This is a genomic window from Thermospira aquatica, assembly GCF_023525255.1.
In the GTDB taxonomy this organism is placed as follows: domain Bacteria; phylum Spirochaetota; class Brevinematia; order Brevinematales; family Thermospiraceae; genus Thermospira; species Thermospira aquatica.
In genome coordinates this window covers 2,311,442-2,327,589 of sequence record NZ_CP073355.1, presented here as the reverse complement: position 1 = coordinate 2,327,589, position 16,148 = coordinate 2,311,442, and the positions used below count along the sequence as shown (strand labels likewise).

The 16,148-nt window shown below is 43.5% G+C and carries 16 protein-coding genes and 1 pseudogene; 14 read left to right on the top strand and 3 right to left on the bottom strand.

The window, feature by feature from the left end:
• The first annotated feature begins 2 nt into the window (after positions 1 to 2).
• The 4 genes from ftsH to KDW03_RS11310 are packed head-to-tail and all read left to right on the top strand — an operon-like array spanning position 3 to position 5,698.
• Positions 3 to 1,919, top strand: a complete 1,917-nt coding sequence (gene ftsH, locus KDW03_RS11325) for an ATP-dependent zinc metalloprotease FtsH (RefSeq protein WP_271435185.1) — start codon at positions 3 to 5, stop codon at positions 1,917 to 1,919.
• Between the two features lie 60 nt (positions 1,920 to 1,979).
• Complete coding sequence (locus KDW03_RS11320; RefSeq protein ID WP_271435184.1) at positions 1,980 to 2,696, top strand: hypothetical protein; 717 nt, start codon at positions 1,980 to 1,982, stop codon at positions 2,694 to 2,696.
• A 9-nt stretch (positions 2,697 to 2,705) separates the two neighbouring features.
• Positions 2,706 to 4,571 carry a 1-deoxy-D-xylulose-5-phosphate synthase gene (gene dxs, locus KDW03_RS11315; RefSeq protein ID WP_271435183.1) on the top strand — a complete coding sequence of 622 codons (1,866 nt, stop codon included), beginning with the start codon at positions 2,706 to 2,708 and terminating at the stop codon, positions 4,569 to 4,571.
• Positions 4,568 to 5,698: a sensor domain-containing diguanylate cyclase gene (locus KDW03_RS11310; protein ID WP_271435182.1), complete on the top strand. Its 1,131-nt coding sequence runs from the start codon at positions 4,568 to 4,570 to the stop codon at positions 5,696 to 5,698. The genes dxs and KDW03_RS11310 overlap by 4 nt, the downstream gene beginning before the upstream one ends.
• 102 nt (positions 5,699 to 5,800) lie before the next feature.
• Here the strand turns inward: KDW03_RS11310 and KDW03_RS11305 are convergent, their stop codons facing one another.
• Positions 5,801 to 6,556: a TlyA family RNA methyltransferase gene (locus KDW03_RS11305; RefSeq protein ID WP_271435181.1), complete on the bottom strand. Its 756-nt coding sequence runs from the start codon at positions 6,554 to 6,556 to the stop codon at positions 5,801 to 5,803.
• 273 nt (positions 6,557 to 6,829) lie between these two features.
• Here KDW03_RS11305 and KDW03_RS12465 point away from each other — a divergent pair.
• From KDW03_RS12465 to KDW03_RS11270, 4 genes and pseudogenes are all read left to right on the top strand, one after another.
• A pseudogene (locus KDW03_RS12465) lies at positions 6,830 to 7,971 on the top strand (integrase catalytic domain-containing protein).
• Positions 7,959 to 8,105 carry a hypothetical protein gene (locus tag KDW03_RS11280; protein ID WP_271435177.1) on the top strand — a complete coding sequence of 49 codons (147 nt, stop codon included), beginning with the start codon at positions 7,959 to 7,961 and terminating at the stop codon, positions 8,103 to 8,105. Before KDW03_RS12465 ends, KDW03_RS11280 begins: the two are co-directional and overlap by 13 nt.
• Positions 8,106 to 8,389: 284 nt before the next feature.
• On the top strand, positions 8,390 to 9,148 hold the full coding sequence (trpA, locus tag KDW03_RS11275; protein WP_271435176.1) for a tryptophan synthase subunit alpha: 759 nt from the start codon (positions 8,390 to 8,392) through the stop codon (positions 9,146 to 9,148).
• 2 nt (positions 9,149 to 9,150) lie between these two features.
• Complete coding sequence (locus KDW03_RS11270; protein ID WP_271435175.1) at positions 9,151 to 9,903, top strand: MBL fold metallo-hydrolase; 753 nt, start codon at positions 9,151 to 9,153, stop codon at positions 9,901 to 9,903.
• A 48-nt stretch (positions 9,904 to 9,951) separates the two neighbouring features.
• On the opposite strand, the gene KDW03_RS11265 is transcribed toward KDW03_RS11270, so the two are convergent.
• Positions 9,952 to 10,956, bottom strand: coding sequence for a class II fructose-bisphosphate aldolase (locus KDW03_RS11265; RefSeq protein WP_271435174.1), 1,005 nt, complete (start codon positions 10,954 to 10,956; stop codon positions 9,952 to 9,954).
• A gap of 28 nt (positions 10,957 to 10,984) precedes the next feature.
• Complete coding sequence (locus KDW03_RS11260) at positions 10,985 to 11,440, bottom strand: hypothetical protein (protein ID WP_271435173.1); 456 nt, start codon at positions 11,438 to 11,440, stop codon at positions 10,985 to 10,987.
• Positions 11,441 to 11,795: 355 nt separating this feature from the next.
• Between KDW03_RS11260 and KDW03_RS11255 the strand changes: the two genes are divergently transcribed.
• From KDW03_RS11255 to KDW03_RS11230, 6 genes are read left to right on the top strand one after another with little or no spacing between them, the layout of a single operon-like run.
• A complete protein-coding gene (locus KDW03_RS11255) occupies positions 11,796 to 12,869 on the top strand; it encodes a M24 family metallopeptidase (RefSeq protein ID WP_271435172.1) in 1,074 nt (357 codons plus the stop codon).
• Positions 12,870 to 12,886: 17 nt separating this feature from the next.
• Entirely contained in the window at positions 12,887 to 13,447 is a 561-nt protein-coding gene (efp, locus tag KDW03_RS11250; RefSeq protein ID WP_271435171.1) for an elongation factor P, read from the top strand.
• Between the two features lie 33 nt (positions 13,448 to 13,480).
• On the top strand, positions 13,481 to 13,933 hold the full coding sequence (locus tag KDW03_RS11245) for an acetyl-CoA carboxylase biotin carboxyl carrier protein (RefSeq protein WP_271435170.1): 453 nt from the start codon (positions 13,481 to 13,483) through the stop codon (positions 13,931 to 13,933).
• A gap of 11 nt (positions 13,934 to 13,944) precedes the next feature.
• A complete protein-coding gene (gene accC, locus KDW03_RS11240) occupies positions 13,945 to 15,288 on the top strand; it encodes an acetyl-CoA carboxylase biotin carboxylase subunit (protein ID WP_271435169.1) in 1,344 nt (447 codons plus the stop codon).
• A 9-nt stretch (positions 15,289 to 15,297) separates the two neighbouring features.
• Positions 15,298 to 15,594 carry an Asp23/Gls24 family envelope stress response protein gene (locus tag KDW03_RS11235; protein WP_271435168.1) on the top strand — a complete coding sequence of 99 codons (297 nt, stop codon included), beginning with the start codon at positions 15,298 to 15,300 and terminating at the stop codon, positions 15,592 to 15,594.
• On the top strand, positions 15,572 to 16,141 hold the full coding sequence (locus tag KDW03_RS11230; protein ID WP_271435167.1) for an Asp23/Gls24 family envelope stress response protein: 570 nt from the start codon (positions 15,572 to 15,574) through the stop codon (positions 16,139 to 16,141). Before KDW03_RS11235 ends, KDW03_RS11230 begins: the two co-directional genes overlap by 23 nt.
• Positions 16,142 to 16,148 lie beyond the last annotated feature (7 nt).

Below are 16,148 nucleotides of genomic sequence, written 5' to 3'. Positions count from 1 at the left end.
CCATGGGAAGAAAAACACCGCGAAAAAATAATCCTTTTGCAACCCAGTCGAATCAATCGATGTATGTGGGGATATTTTTACTGATTGTTTTGGTAAGCACATTTCTTTTGTTGCAGCTGACCTCTGGTCGCATGGAAAAAGCAATCTCGTACTCTCAATTTTTGGGCTATGTGACAAACGGCTATATCATGTCAGTAAAGATTGAGGGACAGATTATACGTGGGGATTTTAAAGAACAGCTCGAGGGAAGGTATACGGGTTTTGTAACCATTCTTCCTCTCATGGATAATGAACTGCTTCCCCTGTTGAAGCAAAGTCAGGTAGAGATCATAGGAGAAAAAGTCAAGGATCAGAGTGGGTGGTCGCTTACCTGGATGACCGTGGGTGGACTTTTGCTGCTTGCTTTTATCTTTTTCCTTATGCGTGGTGTTCAGGGCGGAGATTCATCTAAGGCGTTTACCTTTGCAAAATCGAGGGCGCGTCTCCACAGGGAAAATACCAACAAGGTTCGTTTTACAGATGTGGCCGGCTGTGAGGAAGCAAAACAGGACCTCCAGGAAGTGGTGGAATTTCTCAAGCGTCCTCAAAAATTTAACGCTATTGGAGCACGGATTCCCAAGGGTGTTCTTCTTGTGGGTTCTCCAGGAACAGGGAAAACCCTCCTTGCCAAGGCGGTAGCTGGAGAGGCTGGTGTTCCCTTTTTCAGTGTGAGTGGGTCTGAGTTTGTGGAGATGTTTGTGGGAGTTGGAGCCGCGAGGGTGAGAGATCTTTTCTCAGAGGCAAGAAAACATGCTCCCTGTATTGTTTTTATTGATGAGCTGGATGCGGTTGGACGTTCTCGTGGGACTGGTCTAGGAGGTTCTCATGATGAACGAGAGCAGACGCTCAATCAGATTCTTGTAGAGATGGATGGTTTTGATTCTTCCGAGGGGCTTATCATTCTGGCTGCGACAAATCGTCCTGATATTCTTGATCCGGCACTTCTTCGTCCAGGGCGTTTTGATAGACAGGTGGTGGTGGATAAACCAGACATCAAGGCGAGAGAAGCGATTTTAAAAATTCATACCAGAAAGGTACCTCTGGCAAGTGATGTTGATCTCTCGGTGATTGCGCGGGGAACGCCCGGGTTTACCGGTGCCGATCTTGAAAATCTGGTGAATGAGGCAGCTCTTAACGCCGCGAGAAATAATCGAAAAAAGGTGACCATGGAGGATCTTGAGTTTGCAAAAGATAAGGTGAGCCTTGGTCCAGAAAGAAGAAGTCTCGTTCTTTCAGAAGAAGATAAATGGATGACAGCTTACCATGAAGCAGGGCATGCTATTTTAGGCCATATTCTTCCTCTTACAGATCCTATACATAAGGTTACGATTATACCCCGTGGACAGGCTCTTGGTATTACGTATCATCTTCCTGAGGTAGAAAAAAGAAGCATCGTCAAAGAAGAGGCTCTTCAAAATATTATTATGGCCATGGGTGGGCGTGCAGCGGAAGAGTTGAAGTTTGGAAAAGATTATATCTCCAGTGGGGCTTCGAGTGACATTGATCATGTGACGAGGTTTGTTCGTACCATGGTGTGCGAGTGGGGCATGAGTGATGTTCTTGGTCCGGTTCGTTATGGGGAAACAGAAGGTCCAGTCTTTTTGGGCAAAGATCTCATGACTCGTAAAAACTTCAGCGAACGTGTGCATGAGCTTATCGACGAAGAGGTTCAGAAGATTATCACTACCTGCTATGAAGAGGCTCTCAAACTTCTAAAAAAGCATGAGGAGAAACTTGATCTCCTTGCTAAGACATTGATAGAAAAAGAGGTGCTCAATGGGGATGATATCAAGCAGCTCCTTGGCGAGGTGTCAAAGAAGCATTTTCCGAGACTGGAGTTTATCAAAAAGGAGCTCTCTGAGAGCACTTCTCAAGCTTAATGCTTGAGAAAAAGATATTTCTGACCGATACAGGTAATAAAGGTCAGAGAGGAGGATGGCGTGAGGTTTGTCTGTGCCATCGGTTTGTTGGTGACAAGTTTTATGTGGGGTGGGAGTGTGTGGAACACTCCCGATACTTCTTTATACACTGTCAGGGTTGAGGAAGGGGATATAGTTTTGGTCGTTTTCTCTGAAAAAACGGTTCTCAAGTTGAAAGAAGAACAAAAGAATACTGCTAATGAAAATAGTACCCCTGTCTACGGGAGGGGTGGTGTTTTAAATTTTTATCCTGAGGGAGAGGCTGTGGAACAGATAAACAAGAAAAATCAGAGACAGTACTCTCTTAGTCAGGAGAAAAGGTTAGTTCTGCCTGCTCGAGTGGTGTCTCGGGAGGGGAAATTTTTTAAACTTGCGGGACAGTTTCAGTCGGATATAGGGGGACAAACCTACCACTTTCTCTTTGAGGGTGAAGCAATGCTTCGCTTTCTCCAGGCAAATATGACTATCCCTTCCTCAGCTTTGTACAATCTCCGTTTTCAACTTCTTCAGGAAGACAAGACAAGGGAGCCTTTTTTTATTGATAGTGATCTTCTTTTTAAGACGAACTATACCGATATTAAGACGAATCTGGTGGTTTCTAATGCGCAAACCAATGTTGTTGTTGAAACTAACCAGTCCTCTTACGAACTGGTGTTAAAAGGTATTTCTGAGGACAAAAAGAAACAATTGATTCTTCAGTATCTCAATCGTCTTGTAGAAATGATTGTTAGGGAGTAAGGAAGTCCTATGTTGCTTGAAAACATACATTCTCCAGAAGATGTAAAAGCTCTGCCATTAAAGGATCTTGAAAAGCTCTCCAGTGAAATTCGGGAGTTTTTGATTGAAACGGTTTCAAAAACCGGTGGACATCTTGCCTCTAATCTTGGAGTGGTGGAGTTAACATTAGCTCTCCACAGGATTTTTGATCTGCCTCGTGATACGTTGATCTGGGATGTGGGACACCAGTGCTATGTCCATAAAATGCTTACAGGACGCCGTGAGCGTTTTTCGGTTTTGCGACAGAAGGGTGGACTCAAGGGGTTTCCTGATCCAAAGGAAAGTATTTATGATGCGGCACATGCTGGGCACAGTTCTACCTCTCTCTCCATTGCTGCTGGTATAGCCCGAGCAAAGCGTCTGGACGGCGATACTTCGGAAACCATCGTTGTTATTGGAGATGGGGCTTTTACAGCAGGCATGGTGTATGAAGCACTCAATCAGATTGCGTATGAGTCTTTGCCGGTAATTATTATTCTCAATGACAATGGTATGTCGATTTCACAAAACGTTGGGGGTATAGCCGCGTATTTTGAAAAGCTTTTTTATACGAGTGCGTACTTTCGTGTGAAAAAGATAGTAGAAAGGATAAAGCGACGGTGGAAGTGGACAGGATGGATAATAGGGTTTTTGTATCATGCAAAGGAATGGCTCAGACGGGGTGTGTGGAAGCTTCTTGGAAAGAAGAGAAACTTTTTTGAGGATCTGGATATTTGTTACTATGGGCCACTGGATGGGCATAATCTTAAGTTGCTCCTAAAAACCATGGAAGGTGTAAAGGGTTTGGATAAGCCTGTTCTTCTTCATGTGCGCACGGTAAAAGGGAAAGATCATACCCCTTCGGAGGAAAATCCGGAGCGCTACCATGGAATTTCTGCACCGAAAGCATGTATTGCGGGAGAGATAATAACTGAAGGAAAGAGTTTCTCGGAGGTTTTTGGAGAGACGATGGTTCATCTTGCTGCCTGTGAGCCCAGGCTTTTTGCTATCACGGCAGCAATGGAGAGTGGGACGGGACTGAGTCAGTTTGCGTCTTTGTATCCAGAGAGATTTGCCGATGTTGGGATAGCAGAACAGCATGCGGTGACATTTGCTTTTGGGCTTTCTCTGAGGGGATATATACCTGTTGTAGCGATCTATTCCACCTTTTTGCAGCGAGGTTTTGATCAGCTTGTCCATGATATAGGAATTTCAGGGGCTCATGTGGTTTTTGCTCTGGATAGGGCTGGACTTGTCCCGGGAGATGGAGAGACTCATCAAGGGATTTTTGATATTGCCTATCTGTCGATGATACCAGGTATGACGATTCTTGCGCCAGCTACGGGGAAGGAGTTACAGCTTATGTTGGAGTATGCCGTCAGAAATGTAAAGGGTCCTGTGGCTATTCGTTATCCCAAGGAAGTAGCCCATGAAATAAATGGCTATGATCCCAACAACTATCCTCTGGATGGAAATCCTGTACTTTGCAAGGAAAAAGGAGAAATCTTGCTTGTGGCTGTGGGAACGATGCTTCATACAGCATTTGAGGTAGCGAGGGAACTTGAATCTCGAGGAAAAAGTATCGCGATCCTTAATCTTCGTTTTGTAAAGCCGATAAATACTATAGCATACGAAATCCTCTCCCGTTTTGAAAAAGTGTATGTCCTTGAAGAAGGAATCATTCGTGGGGGAGTAGGAGAATACTTGAGGGCAAAAGCAGGGGACCATGTCCAGGTTATTGGGGTAGAGGATTTTTATCCGGAGGTGGGTTCCAGGGGAGAACTTCTCGAAGTTGTTGGCTTGACAAAAGAAAAAATTATCGCTATAATAGAAAAGGAAGAAAGAAGGGTTGTGTGAAAAGAAAAACAATGAATCATCAAACCTCGCCGAATGATCCTGCGAAAATTGATTATTATGAGAGTTTTGTTAAAAGGGATAGGGCTCTCAAGATCATTAAAGAGATGAGTGAGTTTTTGCGTATTCTCGATCTTCAAGAAACAGAGATTCTCAAAACTATGATTGTTCGTTTTGCTATCGAATCGGTTGAGGCAAGTCAAGGGGCCTTAATTATCTATGATAAGGAGAAAAATGTTCTCAATTATCAGGATATGTATGTTTACGAGAACAATAGGATTATGCTTGAGAGTTTTGGGGAGGTTGTGAAAGAGTATCAGGTTTTGCCAGGGGAAGGGGTGGTTGGTGATGCCTTTGTAAAAGAGACTCCCATCCTTGTTCCTAATCTTCGACAGACGCAATATCCTCAACCAGTGATAGGAGAAATCCTTCGCAAAGAAATTAAATCCGTGATGGTGGTGCCTCTCAAGGTAGATGGTGAAGTAGTTGCCTTGCTTGAGGTTATAAACACTCTTGATAAGCGAGAGTTTAACAGTGAAGATATGGAAATAGTGATGATTATTGCGAATTTTGCCTCAACGATTCTTGAAAATGCCCATCATTATCGGCTTGCTATTCATGATAAACTTACGGGGTTATACAACAGCCATTATTTTCAGAAAGAGATGGATGAAGAGATTGAGAGAAGCCTCAGGTATGGTCGATTTTTCTCTTTTGTGATTTTTGATATTGATGATTTTAAAAAGATTAATGATGGATATGGTCATAGTTACGGGGATAGGGCATTAAAAGAGTTGGCATCGTGTATTCAGCGGGTGGTACGTCGCGATGTGGATGTGGCAGCTCGTTACGGAGGGGATGAGTTTGTTCTTCTCTTGACGAATACCCATGGAGAGGAAGCTCTCAAGGTGTGTGACAGGCTTTTGAAGCTTGTGAGAACGGTGACCATTACGACAGATGATGGCCGGTCTTTTGGTTTTACGTTGAGTATGGGTGTGGCGGAGTTCCCTACTCATGGAAAGGAAGCTTATTATATCTTCAACGCGGCTGATGAGGCTCTCTATCGTTCAAAGGCTCTGGGGAAGAATCGGGCCACTCTTTATCAGCTTTCTCAGGAGAAGGGGGAGTAATAAATCGTACTTTTCCGTAAAGAACGCATCCGGGGGAGCCTGGATGACAGTTTTTTTGGAGTCTTACACACCATCCTTTGTCGTAAAATTTGCATTCAAAGCTCATGGATTTCTCCTTGTTGGTTGTGAGAAGAAGGCAACAAGGTATTCTTGGTTGCCGCTTTTTTGTCCTGTAATAGGGGAGGGAATGATATCCGTATTGTGAAGGGAGAGCTCACTGGCACAGGCAAGCACACTTTCCCAGGCAAGATGATGGTGTTTGGGTTCAACGAATCCTTTTGCACCAACATAGGCTGAACCGACTTCAAACTGGGGTTTGATGAGACAGATAATGGTGAAGTCTGGTTCAAGAACCTTGATGAGGGCAGGGAGGATTTTGGTTATGGAGATGAAGGAGACATCGATAGTGGCAAAGCTTGGTTTTGGGTCGAAGTCTTCTGGTTTAAGATAACGGGCATTGGTGTTTTCCCGGCATATGACACGGGGGTCACTGCGGAGTTTCCAGTCAAGTTGGTTGGTTCCACTATCAATGGCATACACGAGTTTAGCTCCTTTTTCCAGTAGGACCTGGGTAAAACCTCCAGTAGAGGCACCTATATCGATGGCCACCTGATCTTTTGGAGAAAGTTTAAATGTCTCAAGAGCGTGAAGAAGTTTCCAAGCTCCTCGACTTACGTAGGGAGAGCTTTCTTTGATACGGATGTTCTCGTCAGGGTCAATAAGAGTTCCAGCTTTTGTTATGGGAACATCATTAACAAGAACTTCTCCTGCCAGAATGGCAGCTTGCGCCTTTTGTCTTGAGGGATAAAAACCTTTGTCGACGAGAAGAAGATCAAGTCTTTGCTTTGGTTTTGCCATGAGAATTTGCCTCTCTTTGCGCTGAGTATTGTAGAGAGAAGGATAAAAAAACACAAGAAAACGAATTGCTTCATAATAAAAGTACTCGAAAAGGGAACGTTGCTTCAAAATAAAAAAGTACTTTAAATTTGTGTAAAATAATCCAGTTCAAAGAACTGGAGGTAAAAGGTGGAGTTAGCGATGTTTGAAAGGAGACCTATTTACAGGGAAACGGCGAAATGATATGCTGAGCTTGTCGAAGCAGAGTATCAAAAAGCCAGCAAAAAGGAAAAAATGGAGATACTGGATTATTTTGTGAGGATAACAGGCCTAAAAAATCGAAACTATGCCGCCAGGCTCTTGAGGCAGCACGGAAAAACCATATATGTAGGCAAAAAAAATTACCTTAAAGCCGATATAGCCAAAAGCAAAAGACCTGGCAGAAAGAAAAATTCGGCGAAGAAGAACTAAAATGCTAAAACAGGTCTGGGAAATTGAAAACTATGTGTGGCAAACGTTTAAAGCCAATTTTAAATGAAGTTTTAGATAATCTCTTAGCAAACGGACATCTCCACGGTTCTCCACAGGCTATAGAAAACTTGCGCCATATAAGTGCCTCAAGTATTGACCGACTTTTGAAGCATGAGCGTAAAAGCTTGAGATAAAGGACGAAAAGGTACAAAGCCTGGAACGCTATTAAAGCAACAAATAGCTATACGCACGTGGGCAGAGTGGGATGAAAATTGCCCTGGGTTCATGGAGATTGATCTGGTAGCCCATGAGGGAGAAATAGCGGGAGACTTTGCTCAAACATTAAATATGGTGGATGTTTGGAGCGGTTGGACAGAGCTTGTGGCAATCAAAACAAAGCTTCAAAATGGGTAAGAGAAGCCATAGAAAAAGTCCAAAGACTTCCTTTTGAGTTACGGGGAATTGATTCTGATACCGGTGCTGAATTTATTAATCATCCTCTACGCGATTGGTGTGAGAAGCACCAGATAAAATTTACAAGGGGGAGAAGCTCCCGTTCCAATGATAACTGCTACGTTGAGCAGAAAAACTATTCCATAGTCCGCCAGAATGTTGGATACTTCCGCTACGATACCGAGGAAGAAGTCTACTACTTGAACCGACTCTATGCGTATCTCAGGCTTTATGCCAACTTTTTTCAACCGGTTATGAAAATGACAGAGAAAAAGAGAATCGGAAGCAAGGTGCAAAAGAAGCATGATGATATTAAAACTCCCTACCAACGGCTTTTAGAAAGCTCTTATGTAAGTGAGGCACAAAAGAAATACCTCACAAGGCTTTATAAGGCTCTCGATTTGCTTCACCTAAAACAAAAAATTACGGCTTGCCAGAGAAAACTTTTCAGCCTTCAAAAGAAAAAGAATGTAAAAAACAAAAATTTGGAGGAAACTGTATGGAATTTTTGAGTACTTTTTTTTATGAGGCAATGATTCGAATTTCGAGTACTTTTTTATTTGACGCAACGGGGGAAAAAGGCTTTTGTATGGATACGCATAAAGGAAAAAGTAAAGAGTTTTTGGGGTTACAATATGTACCCTGAAAATTTCAAGAAGGGTTTTTTCTTTTTTTCAGTTTTTTTTAAAAAAAGCTCGGACTGTGATAAGGTAATAGCGAGATTTATGAGACATCTTTCTTTTACAACGTTTGGGGTGGTTTTCTCCGGCCCTTTCTTTGATAGGTCGATACTTTTTTCGTTGAAAAATTCTATGGTTAAGCTTGACGAACTATTCCTTTTCATCCTTTAAGAGGATCGTAGGGCCCTTCTTTTTGATTTTTTTTTCTTTTCTCTTTATCATAAAGGTATTCTAGAAAGAGGAAGAGTAGATGCATAGGCTGGATTTTTCTCATAAAAATCTTTTAGTTTATTTAACGGCGGGGATACCTTCCCTTGATTTTTTGCAGGAGGCGATTCTGAAGCTTCAGACGATGGTGGACGCTATAGAGATCGGCGTGCCGTACAGTGATCCTGTTGCAGATGGACCTATCATAGCCCGGGCTTCACAGCTTGCCCTTGAAAAAGGGGTAAATCTAGATCATATTTTTTCCTCTTTGAAAGAGATTGCTTCAGAGGTAAAGATTCCCCTCTATTTGATGAGTTATTATGCTCCGATTTATGCTGATGGGAAAGAAAGTTTTATTGATAAAGCTCTCCAGAGTGGGGTGTCAGGAGCGATTATTCCCGATCTCAATGTAGATGAAGGGAGAGATTTTTATACCATGCTTTCCCAGAATGGACTCGATCCCGTCCTTCTCGTATTTCCAAATACAAAATCAGAGAGGGTGAAAGAGATTGCGTCGGTAGCGGGGGATTTTCTCTACTATGTGAACTTTTTTGGAACGACGGGGGAGCGGAAAGATGCTTCCGCGTTTTCCCTCGATCATCTGAGGGATGTCAAGAAGTGGTCTAGCAAGCCGGTTTGCGCGGGATTTGGGGTATCGGATAGGGAGGGGTACGAGAGACTTATAAAAGTTGCTGATGGTGTCATCATTGGTTCTGCAGTGATGCGACGTGTTCTCGAGGCTTTAAACCCTCAAGATGCTCTTGATCATGTTACGGCTTTTGTTCAGGGGATACGTGGGTAACCATGGAGATCGGATCGTTTGGCAGTGGAAGCAAACAAAATTGTTTTTATCTCACTCATGAAGATGAGTTCTGGGTTATTGATCTGGGGATACCGTATAGACGACTGAAACGCTATCTGGAGCATTTTCGGCTGGATGTTGCCGCGTTAAGTGGGGTATGGATTACCCACGATCATGATGATCATGTGCGGGGGATCAAGCAGCTTGCCAGTCAGACGCAGGTTCCTATCTATGTTCATCCGGAAACGGGGCGTTATCTTCATCTCGGGCATCGTTCTACTCTTATTGAACCTTATAAAACCTACCATTTTTCTTATTTTTCTTTTTTCCCTTTTCCCCTCCAGCATGATGCGGTGTTTCATCTTGGGTATTTGATCAAAACACCGGCAGGCATTCTTCTCTATGCGAGTGATGTGGGACAAATTGACAATCATTTACTGTATTATGCCAGGAGAGCCCAGATCATTGCTATTGAGGCAAACTATGATGAAGAGATGCTCCGGAATTCCTGGTATCCTCCCCATCTTAAGGCACGGATTCGTGGGGGAAAAGGACATCTTTCCAACCTGCAAAGTAGAGATTTTCTTTCTAGAGTCATATCTTCGCATACTGAAAAGGTGATCCTCCTTCATTTAAGTGAAAACAATAATACAAAAGAGCTTGTCCAGGAAACAATTATTTATCCCCTTCAAAAGCGTTTTCCTCATGTGCAGTTTTTTATCTCTGATAGGGATGAATGGATGATTTATAGGTAGGAAAAAAGGCTGTCCCGAAGGACAGCCTTTTTTATAATTAGTCTAAATTTACTTGTTGAGTTCAGCCATGATGAGTGGTGCCTTTCCTGCCGAGCCGAGAACCTTTTCGTTTTTCTCCATGTACATTTTCTTGAGGGCATCACGAGCTGGCCCAAGGTATTTACGGGGATCAAATTCAGCAGGTTTGGTGGCAAAGATTTCACGGATCTTAGCAGTCATGACCAGACGGCCATCAGAATCGATGTTGATCTTACATACAGCAGAACGTGCAGCAGCCCGCAGCTGTTCTTCGGGGATACCGATAGAATCTTTGAGCTGACCGCCATACTTGTTGATGGTTTCTACGGCATCCTGTGGAACGGAAGAAGAGCCATGAAGTACAATGGGGAAACCAGGAATTCTTCTTTCGATTTCCTTGAGAATGTCAAGGCGGATTTCAGGTTTCTGGCCAGGCTTGAACTTGTAGGCGCCATGGGATGTTCCGATAGCGATAGCGAGAGAATCTACACCGGTTTTCTTGACAAAATCTTCTACCTGATCGGGATCGGTGTAGACGTGATGCTCTGCAGAAACCTCATCTTCTACACCGGCAAGGACCCCGAGCTCTCCTTCAACAGTGACGTCGTACTTGTGGGCGTATTCCACAACCTTTTTGGTGAGGGCTACATTCTCTTCATAGGAGAGATGGGAACCATCGATCATCACAGAGGAAAAACCACTTTCAATACAGGAAACACAGAGTTCATAGCTATCGCCGTGGTCAAGATGGAGAGCTATAGGGATTTCACCCAGACCTTTTTCCTTGGCCATACGACGCATCATCTCTACCGCACCTTTGCCCATGTACTGGAGCAGGGTTTGATCAGCATACTCACGGGCACCTTTTGATACCTGGAGAATCACAGGGGACTGTGATTCCAGACACGCAGAAACGATGGCTTGAAGCTGTTCCATGTTGTTAAAATTGTAAGCAGGAACAGCGAAACCTTCTTTCATGGCAACTTCAAACATTTTCCGCGTATTCACAAAACCAAGTTCTTTGTAACTTACCATATATCACTCCTTATACAGTATTTTTCTGTTAAAAACGCCAGCGGATTCCAAGCCCTCCATCCAGAAAAGGGTCCGTAGCTGGGATAAGTTTCATGCCAGGGCAGAGTTCAAAAAAGATTTCAAGAGGAATCTGGGGGGTGAAGTAGGAGAGCCCGAGAGGGATGCGTACACCGAGATCGATATCGCTTGAAAATTTCATGTGAACTCCAAGACCAGCATAGAGGAAGAGTTGTCCAGCTGAGATACCAAGATTTCCTCTATACGTGTAATCCGCGGTGAGAAGAAGGGCAGAATTTTTTCCAAACGACCAGCCAAGAATCCCGTTTATCACGTGGGCGTCACTGGCATAGTAGCCAAGAGAAATACCTGTTGGTTCTCCGAAGAAGAAGCCCAAACCCAGATGTTTGAAAGGGGTGTTTTTGCTATAGGCAAAAGAGCTTCCTATGAGTAGAACAAGAAAAATATGCCATAAACGCCAAGACATCTTGACCTCCTTACGGATGATGCTATAACGATGATTTTATTATACTGAGAAGAGATTTTTTTTTCAACAAGCAGGGGACAAAGGAAAGATAAAAGTGAATTTTTAAAAAAATAATGTGAGAGGGGGGCAATGAAGATAGAGTGAAAAGCAGAGAAGAATTTTTCCATGACTATGAAAAAGTTACGGCATATTTCCAGCTATAATTTTTACAATTTGAAAAAAATTGAAAGAAAAATAATCGATTGATGCCATGTTTTTTGAAGATAGAGATTTTTTCTAGATAAGAATTTTTCATAAATTGACGAAAAGCTTCTCTTCCGGTATAATATATCACTTTTTAAGGAGTAGATGAGCTATGTTTGACTTTTCCGGGAGGATTCAAAAGGTTCAGAAAACACTGCTGACGGGTGATGCCCTCTGGATATCTCAGAAGGAAGAGGTTTTCTATCTTTCTGGGTTTACAGGGGATGATACGGTCCTTGTGGTGATGAAAGACAGGCTTTTTTTCATCACTGATAAACGGTATACCGAGCAACTCCGCTATGAGGTTTCGATTCCCTATGAGCTTTTGCTTGTGGAGAGTGGGAGAGGGCGTAGAGAATGCCTTCTTCAATTGATAAAAGATCATCGGATCGAGCGTCTTTTTGTAGATAAGGCCAGCTTTCCCTTGGCTCTGTATGAATACCTGGTACGACAGGTGCCTTCGCTTGAGCTGAGTGAGACACGTGTGGTAAAAGACATGCGGATGGTGAAGGATGCTGTTGAGATCGAGGTGATGAAGCAGAATCTGATGATCACAGAGTGGGGATATGCTTACATTATCCGGAAGACAAAGCCAGGGAAAAAAGAAGAAGAACTGGCAACTGAACTGGAGTATTTCTTGAAAAAAAAGGGGGCCAAAGCCTTTTCCTTTGAGCCTATTGTGGCTTCTGGCTACCGTACCACACTTCCCCATGGGACGGCATCAAGCCGTGTTATCGAGAAGGGAGAGGTGGTCATGTTTGATTTTGGAATTTTGAAGAATGGATACTGTTCTGACTTTACAAGATGTTTTTCTCCCTTTAAAATAAAGAAACCAAAAATCCTCGAGATTCGCCGTATTGTTGAACAGGCTTTACGGGCAGCGGAGGAAGTTGTAAAGCCGGGAGTAACGGCAGAAACCGTTCATCAAGCTGCTTATCGCGTTATAGCTGATGCGGGGTATGCAGAGAACTTCTGGCATTCTACCGGTCACGGTGTTGGGGTAGAGATTCACGAGGACCCTTACCTGAGGTTTGGTAATACTCAGATTCTTCAGGAAGGGATGATTTTTACCGTTGAGCCGGGGATTTATCTCCCTGATGAGGGATTTGGTATCCGACTTGAGGATATGGTGCTGGTTCGCAAGAACGGTGCCGAGGTGTTGACACAAACAGACTATAAATTGTAGCCTATGGAGGTAAGGATATGATTTCTTCAAATGACCTTCGTAAAGGAACGGTGATCAGACTGGATGGAGAACTTTACAAAGTGATCTGGTTCCAGCATCACAAACCAGGGAAAGGTGGTGCGGTTGTAAGGACGAAACTCAAAAACCTTTTACGAGATGCTGTGGTAGAAAAGACTTTTCGTGCAGGAGAAGATCTTGAGGATGTGATGATCGAAACGAGACCGGCTCAACTTCTTTACAAAGAGGGGCAAGAGTATGTTTTTATGGATACGGAAACCTACGAGCAGTTTCATGTCCCTGAAGAAGTTGTTGATGAAGCATCAAAATATTTGAAAAACGAGATGATCTGTGATCTTTCTTTTTACGATGGTCAGGTTATCTCGGTAGAGCCCCCGATGTTCGTCGAGCTTGAGATTGTGGAGACCGATCCCGGTCTTCGTGGTGATACGGTAAGCGGTGGTTCCAAGCCTGCTACCCTGGAAACGGGGGCGGTAGTGCAGGTGCCTCTGTTTGTGCAGGTTGGTGAGAAGATACGTGTTGATACTCGTGATGATCGTTACATTGAAAGGGTGAAGTAAAGTGATTAAAGTGATTGTGTTGGAGGTGTGAGTATGTTTTCTATCAAAGATTTGAAAGAATTGTATACCCTCTTTGAGGATGTTGATGTTGGTGAGATAGAGTTTCAGCAGGGGGAGCTCAAAGTACGTATGGTAAGTGGTGGCTCAAAACAGAAACCTGCTCCTGTTGTGACAGCCCAGGCTCCAGCTCCTGCTTCACAGACTCCTGCTGCTCAATCAACCTCGGAATCTTCTGTTCCAGAATCCTCTATCAAAGATGTGACATCGAAATGGGTTGGTATCTTTACACGGTTGAATCCTAAAACCAAAGAAGCTTATGTGAAACTTCGCGACGTGGTGAAAAAAGGAGATGTGATTGCTCATGTCCGTGTATTGGGACACCTTCAGGACGTGGTTTGTGAGTTTGATGGTAAAGTAAAAGAAATCTTGGTAGAGGAGGGGCAGCCAGTAGAGTATGGACAACCTCTTTTCCGGATTGAGGCATAAGGGAGGTGGTTATGATAAATAAAATTCTTGTTACGAATCGTGGAGAGATAGCCGTACGAGTGATTCGCGCAGCCAAAGAGCTGGGATTAAAGACGGTAGCGATTCACTCTGAAGTAGACAAAGACTCCCTTCACACGAAGCTGGCTGATCAGGATGTATGTATAGGACCAGCTCTTTCGAAGGATTCATATCTTAATATTCCAGCAATTATCAGTGCTGCTGAGATTACAGGAGCGGATGCTGTTCATCCAGGTTATGGTTTTCTTTCGGAAAACTCCAAGTTTGCCCGGATTTGTGCTGATCATAATCTTGTTTTTATTGGTCCCTCCGGCGATGTGATGGACAAGCTTGGAGATAAAGCTACAGCACGGAAAACGATGAGTGAGGCAGGGGTTCCAATTACCCCCGGAACAGGAATTATCAAAGACGTCGCTGAGGCTTTGAAGTTTGCTCATGAGGTGGGATATCCTGTTATTGTGAAAGCCACAGCAGGTGGTGGTGGTAAGGGTATGCGTGTAGCCTGGTCAGACGATGAACTTTCAAGTATTTTTCCCATTGCTCAGGCTGAGGCTCAAACTGCTTTTGGTAATCCTGATGTGTATGTAGAGAAATATCTCCAGAACCCCCGACATATTGAGATTCAGTTCATTGCTGATAAACATGGAAATGTTGCAGCCTTGTTTGAGAGAGATTGTTCTATCCAGAGACGTCATCAGAAACTTATTGAGGAAGCTCCAAGTCCTGCTTTACCAGAAGAGATTCGAGAAAAGATGGTAGAAGCAGTTCGCCGTGGAGCAGCTCATGCTGGCTATTTTGGTGCTGGAACGATGGAGTTTCTCTACGATGAAGAGGCAAAACAGTTTTACTTTATGGAGGTGAATGCCCGTATCCAGGTGGAACATCCGGTTACGGAGCTGATTACAGGGGTAGATCTGGTGAAAGAACAGATACGTGTGGCCATGGGAGAGAAACTCTCCTTTACCCAGGAGGATTTAAAGATCTATGGTCATGCCATTGAATGTCGTATCAATGCTGAAGATCCATACATGAACTTTATGCCAGTACCTGGCAAGATTGTGGATCTTCACTTCCCTGGTGGGCCTGGTATCCGTATCGATAGTCATATCTATGCAGGCTACGAGATACCCAAGTACTATGATTCTCTGGTGGCCAAGGTTCTTGCCTGGGGAAGAAATCGTGAAGAGGCTATTGCGAGAATGCGTCGTTTGCTCGATGAATTGCGTATTGAGGGGATTAAGACCACGGCTCCTTTTCATCGGCAAATGATGGATCACCCTGATTTTATTCGAGGAGCGTATTCCACCAAATTCATGGAAAACTTTAAAATGAAATAAGAGGCATTTATGGAAAAGTATGTCATTACTAAAGCAGCTGTTGTTGATCTTATCGCCTGGATTGTAAGAGAGTTTGGGGTTGTTAAATTTCCCGAGAAAAAGAAGTCTCTCTGGATTTCTTTTGGTGGTTTTCGGCAGGTTGATGTCCGTATGGAGATTGTGGTAAAAAGTGGTCTCAATATCCCGGAAACGGTCGAAAAGTTTCGAGCAAAATTAGCGGCTTCTTTAGAGAAACTGGCCGGGCTGAACGTTCGAGAGAGTACAATAATTGTGAGAGGTTTGTATGATGAATCAGTCGAGAACTAAATTAGTGGTTATTCTTATTCAGGCTATTTGGTTGGTAGTGACATTGAGTGGATTGGTATTTCTTTTGATTGGTGTAAGGCTTTCTGAAGTGCCGATCGAGAATGCTATTCATTTCACAACAGGCATGACTCCTTCGGTTTTTCTTGCTGTTTTTGGTTGGTTGTTGGTGTTGGTGGGTTTGGTGACGGGAAGTTGGTGGTACTATGAGTTTTTCTTAATCCATACTCTCTACGTTCGAACACCATATGGGGAGTTAGAGATTCACAAAGCGGCACTTCAGTCGTACCTGGAGCAGCAACTTTCTCTTCTCTCTGAGGTAGTATCTTGTGATGTGTATGTTTCTGTTGTGAAGCGAAAGTTTGTCAATCTTGATGTGAGGGTGAAATTGTCTCATGAAAAGTCATGCCGGGAGTATGCGGAGAAATTACAACAAGAGATTTTGCAAATGCTTTTGTCAACTTTTGGAGTGAAGGATATCCGGAGATTTCATCTTCAAGTGAATGCCTTTTTTGGGGGAGAGACAAAAAAGGCTGTGACTTACAGGTAAGGATAGA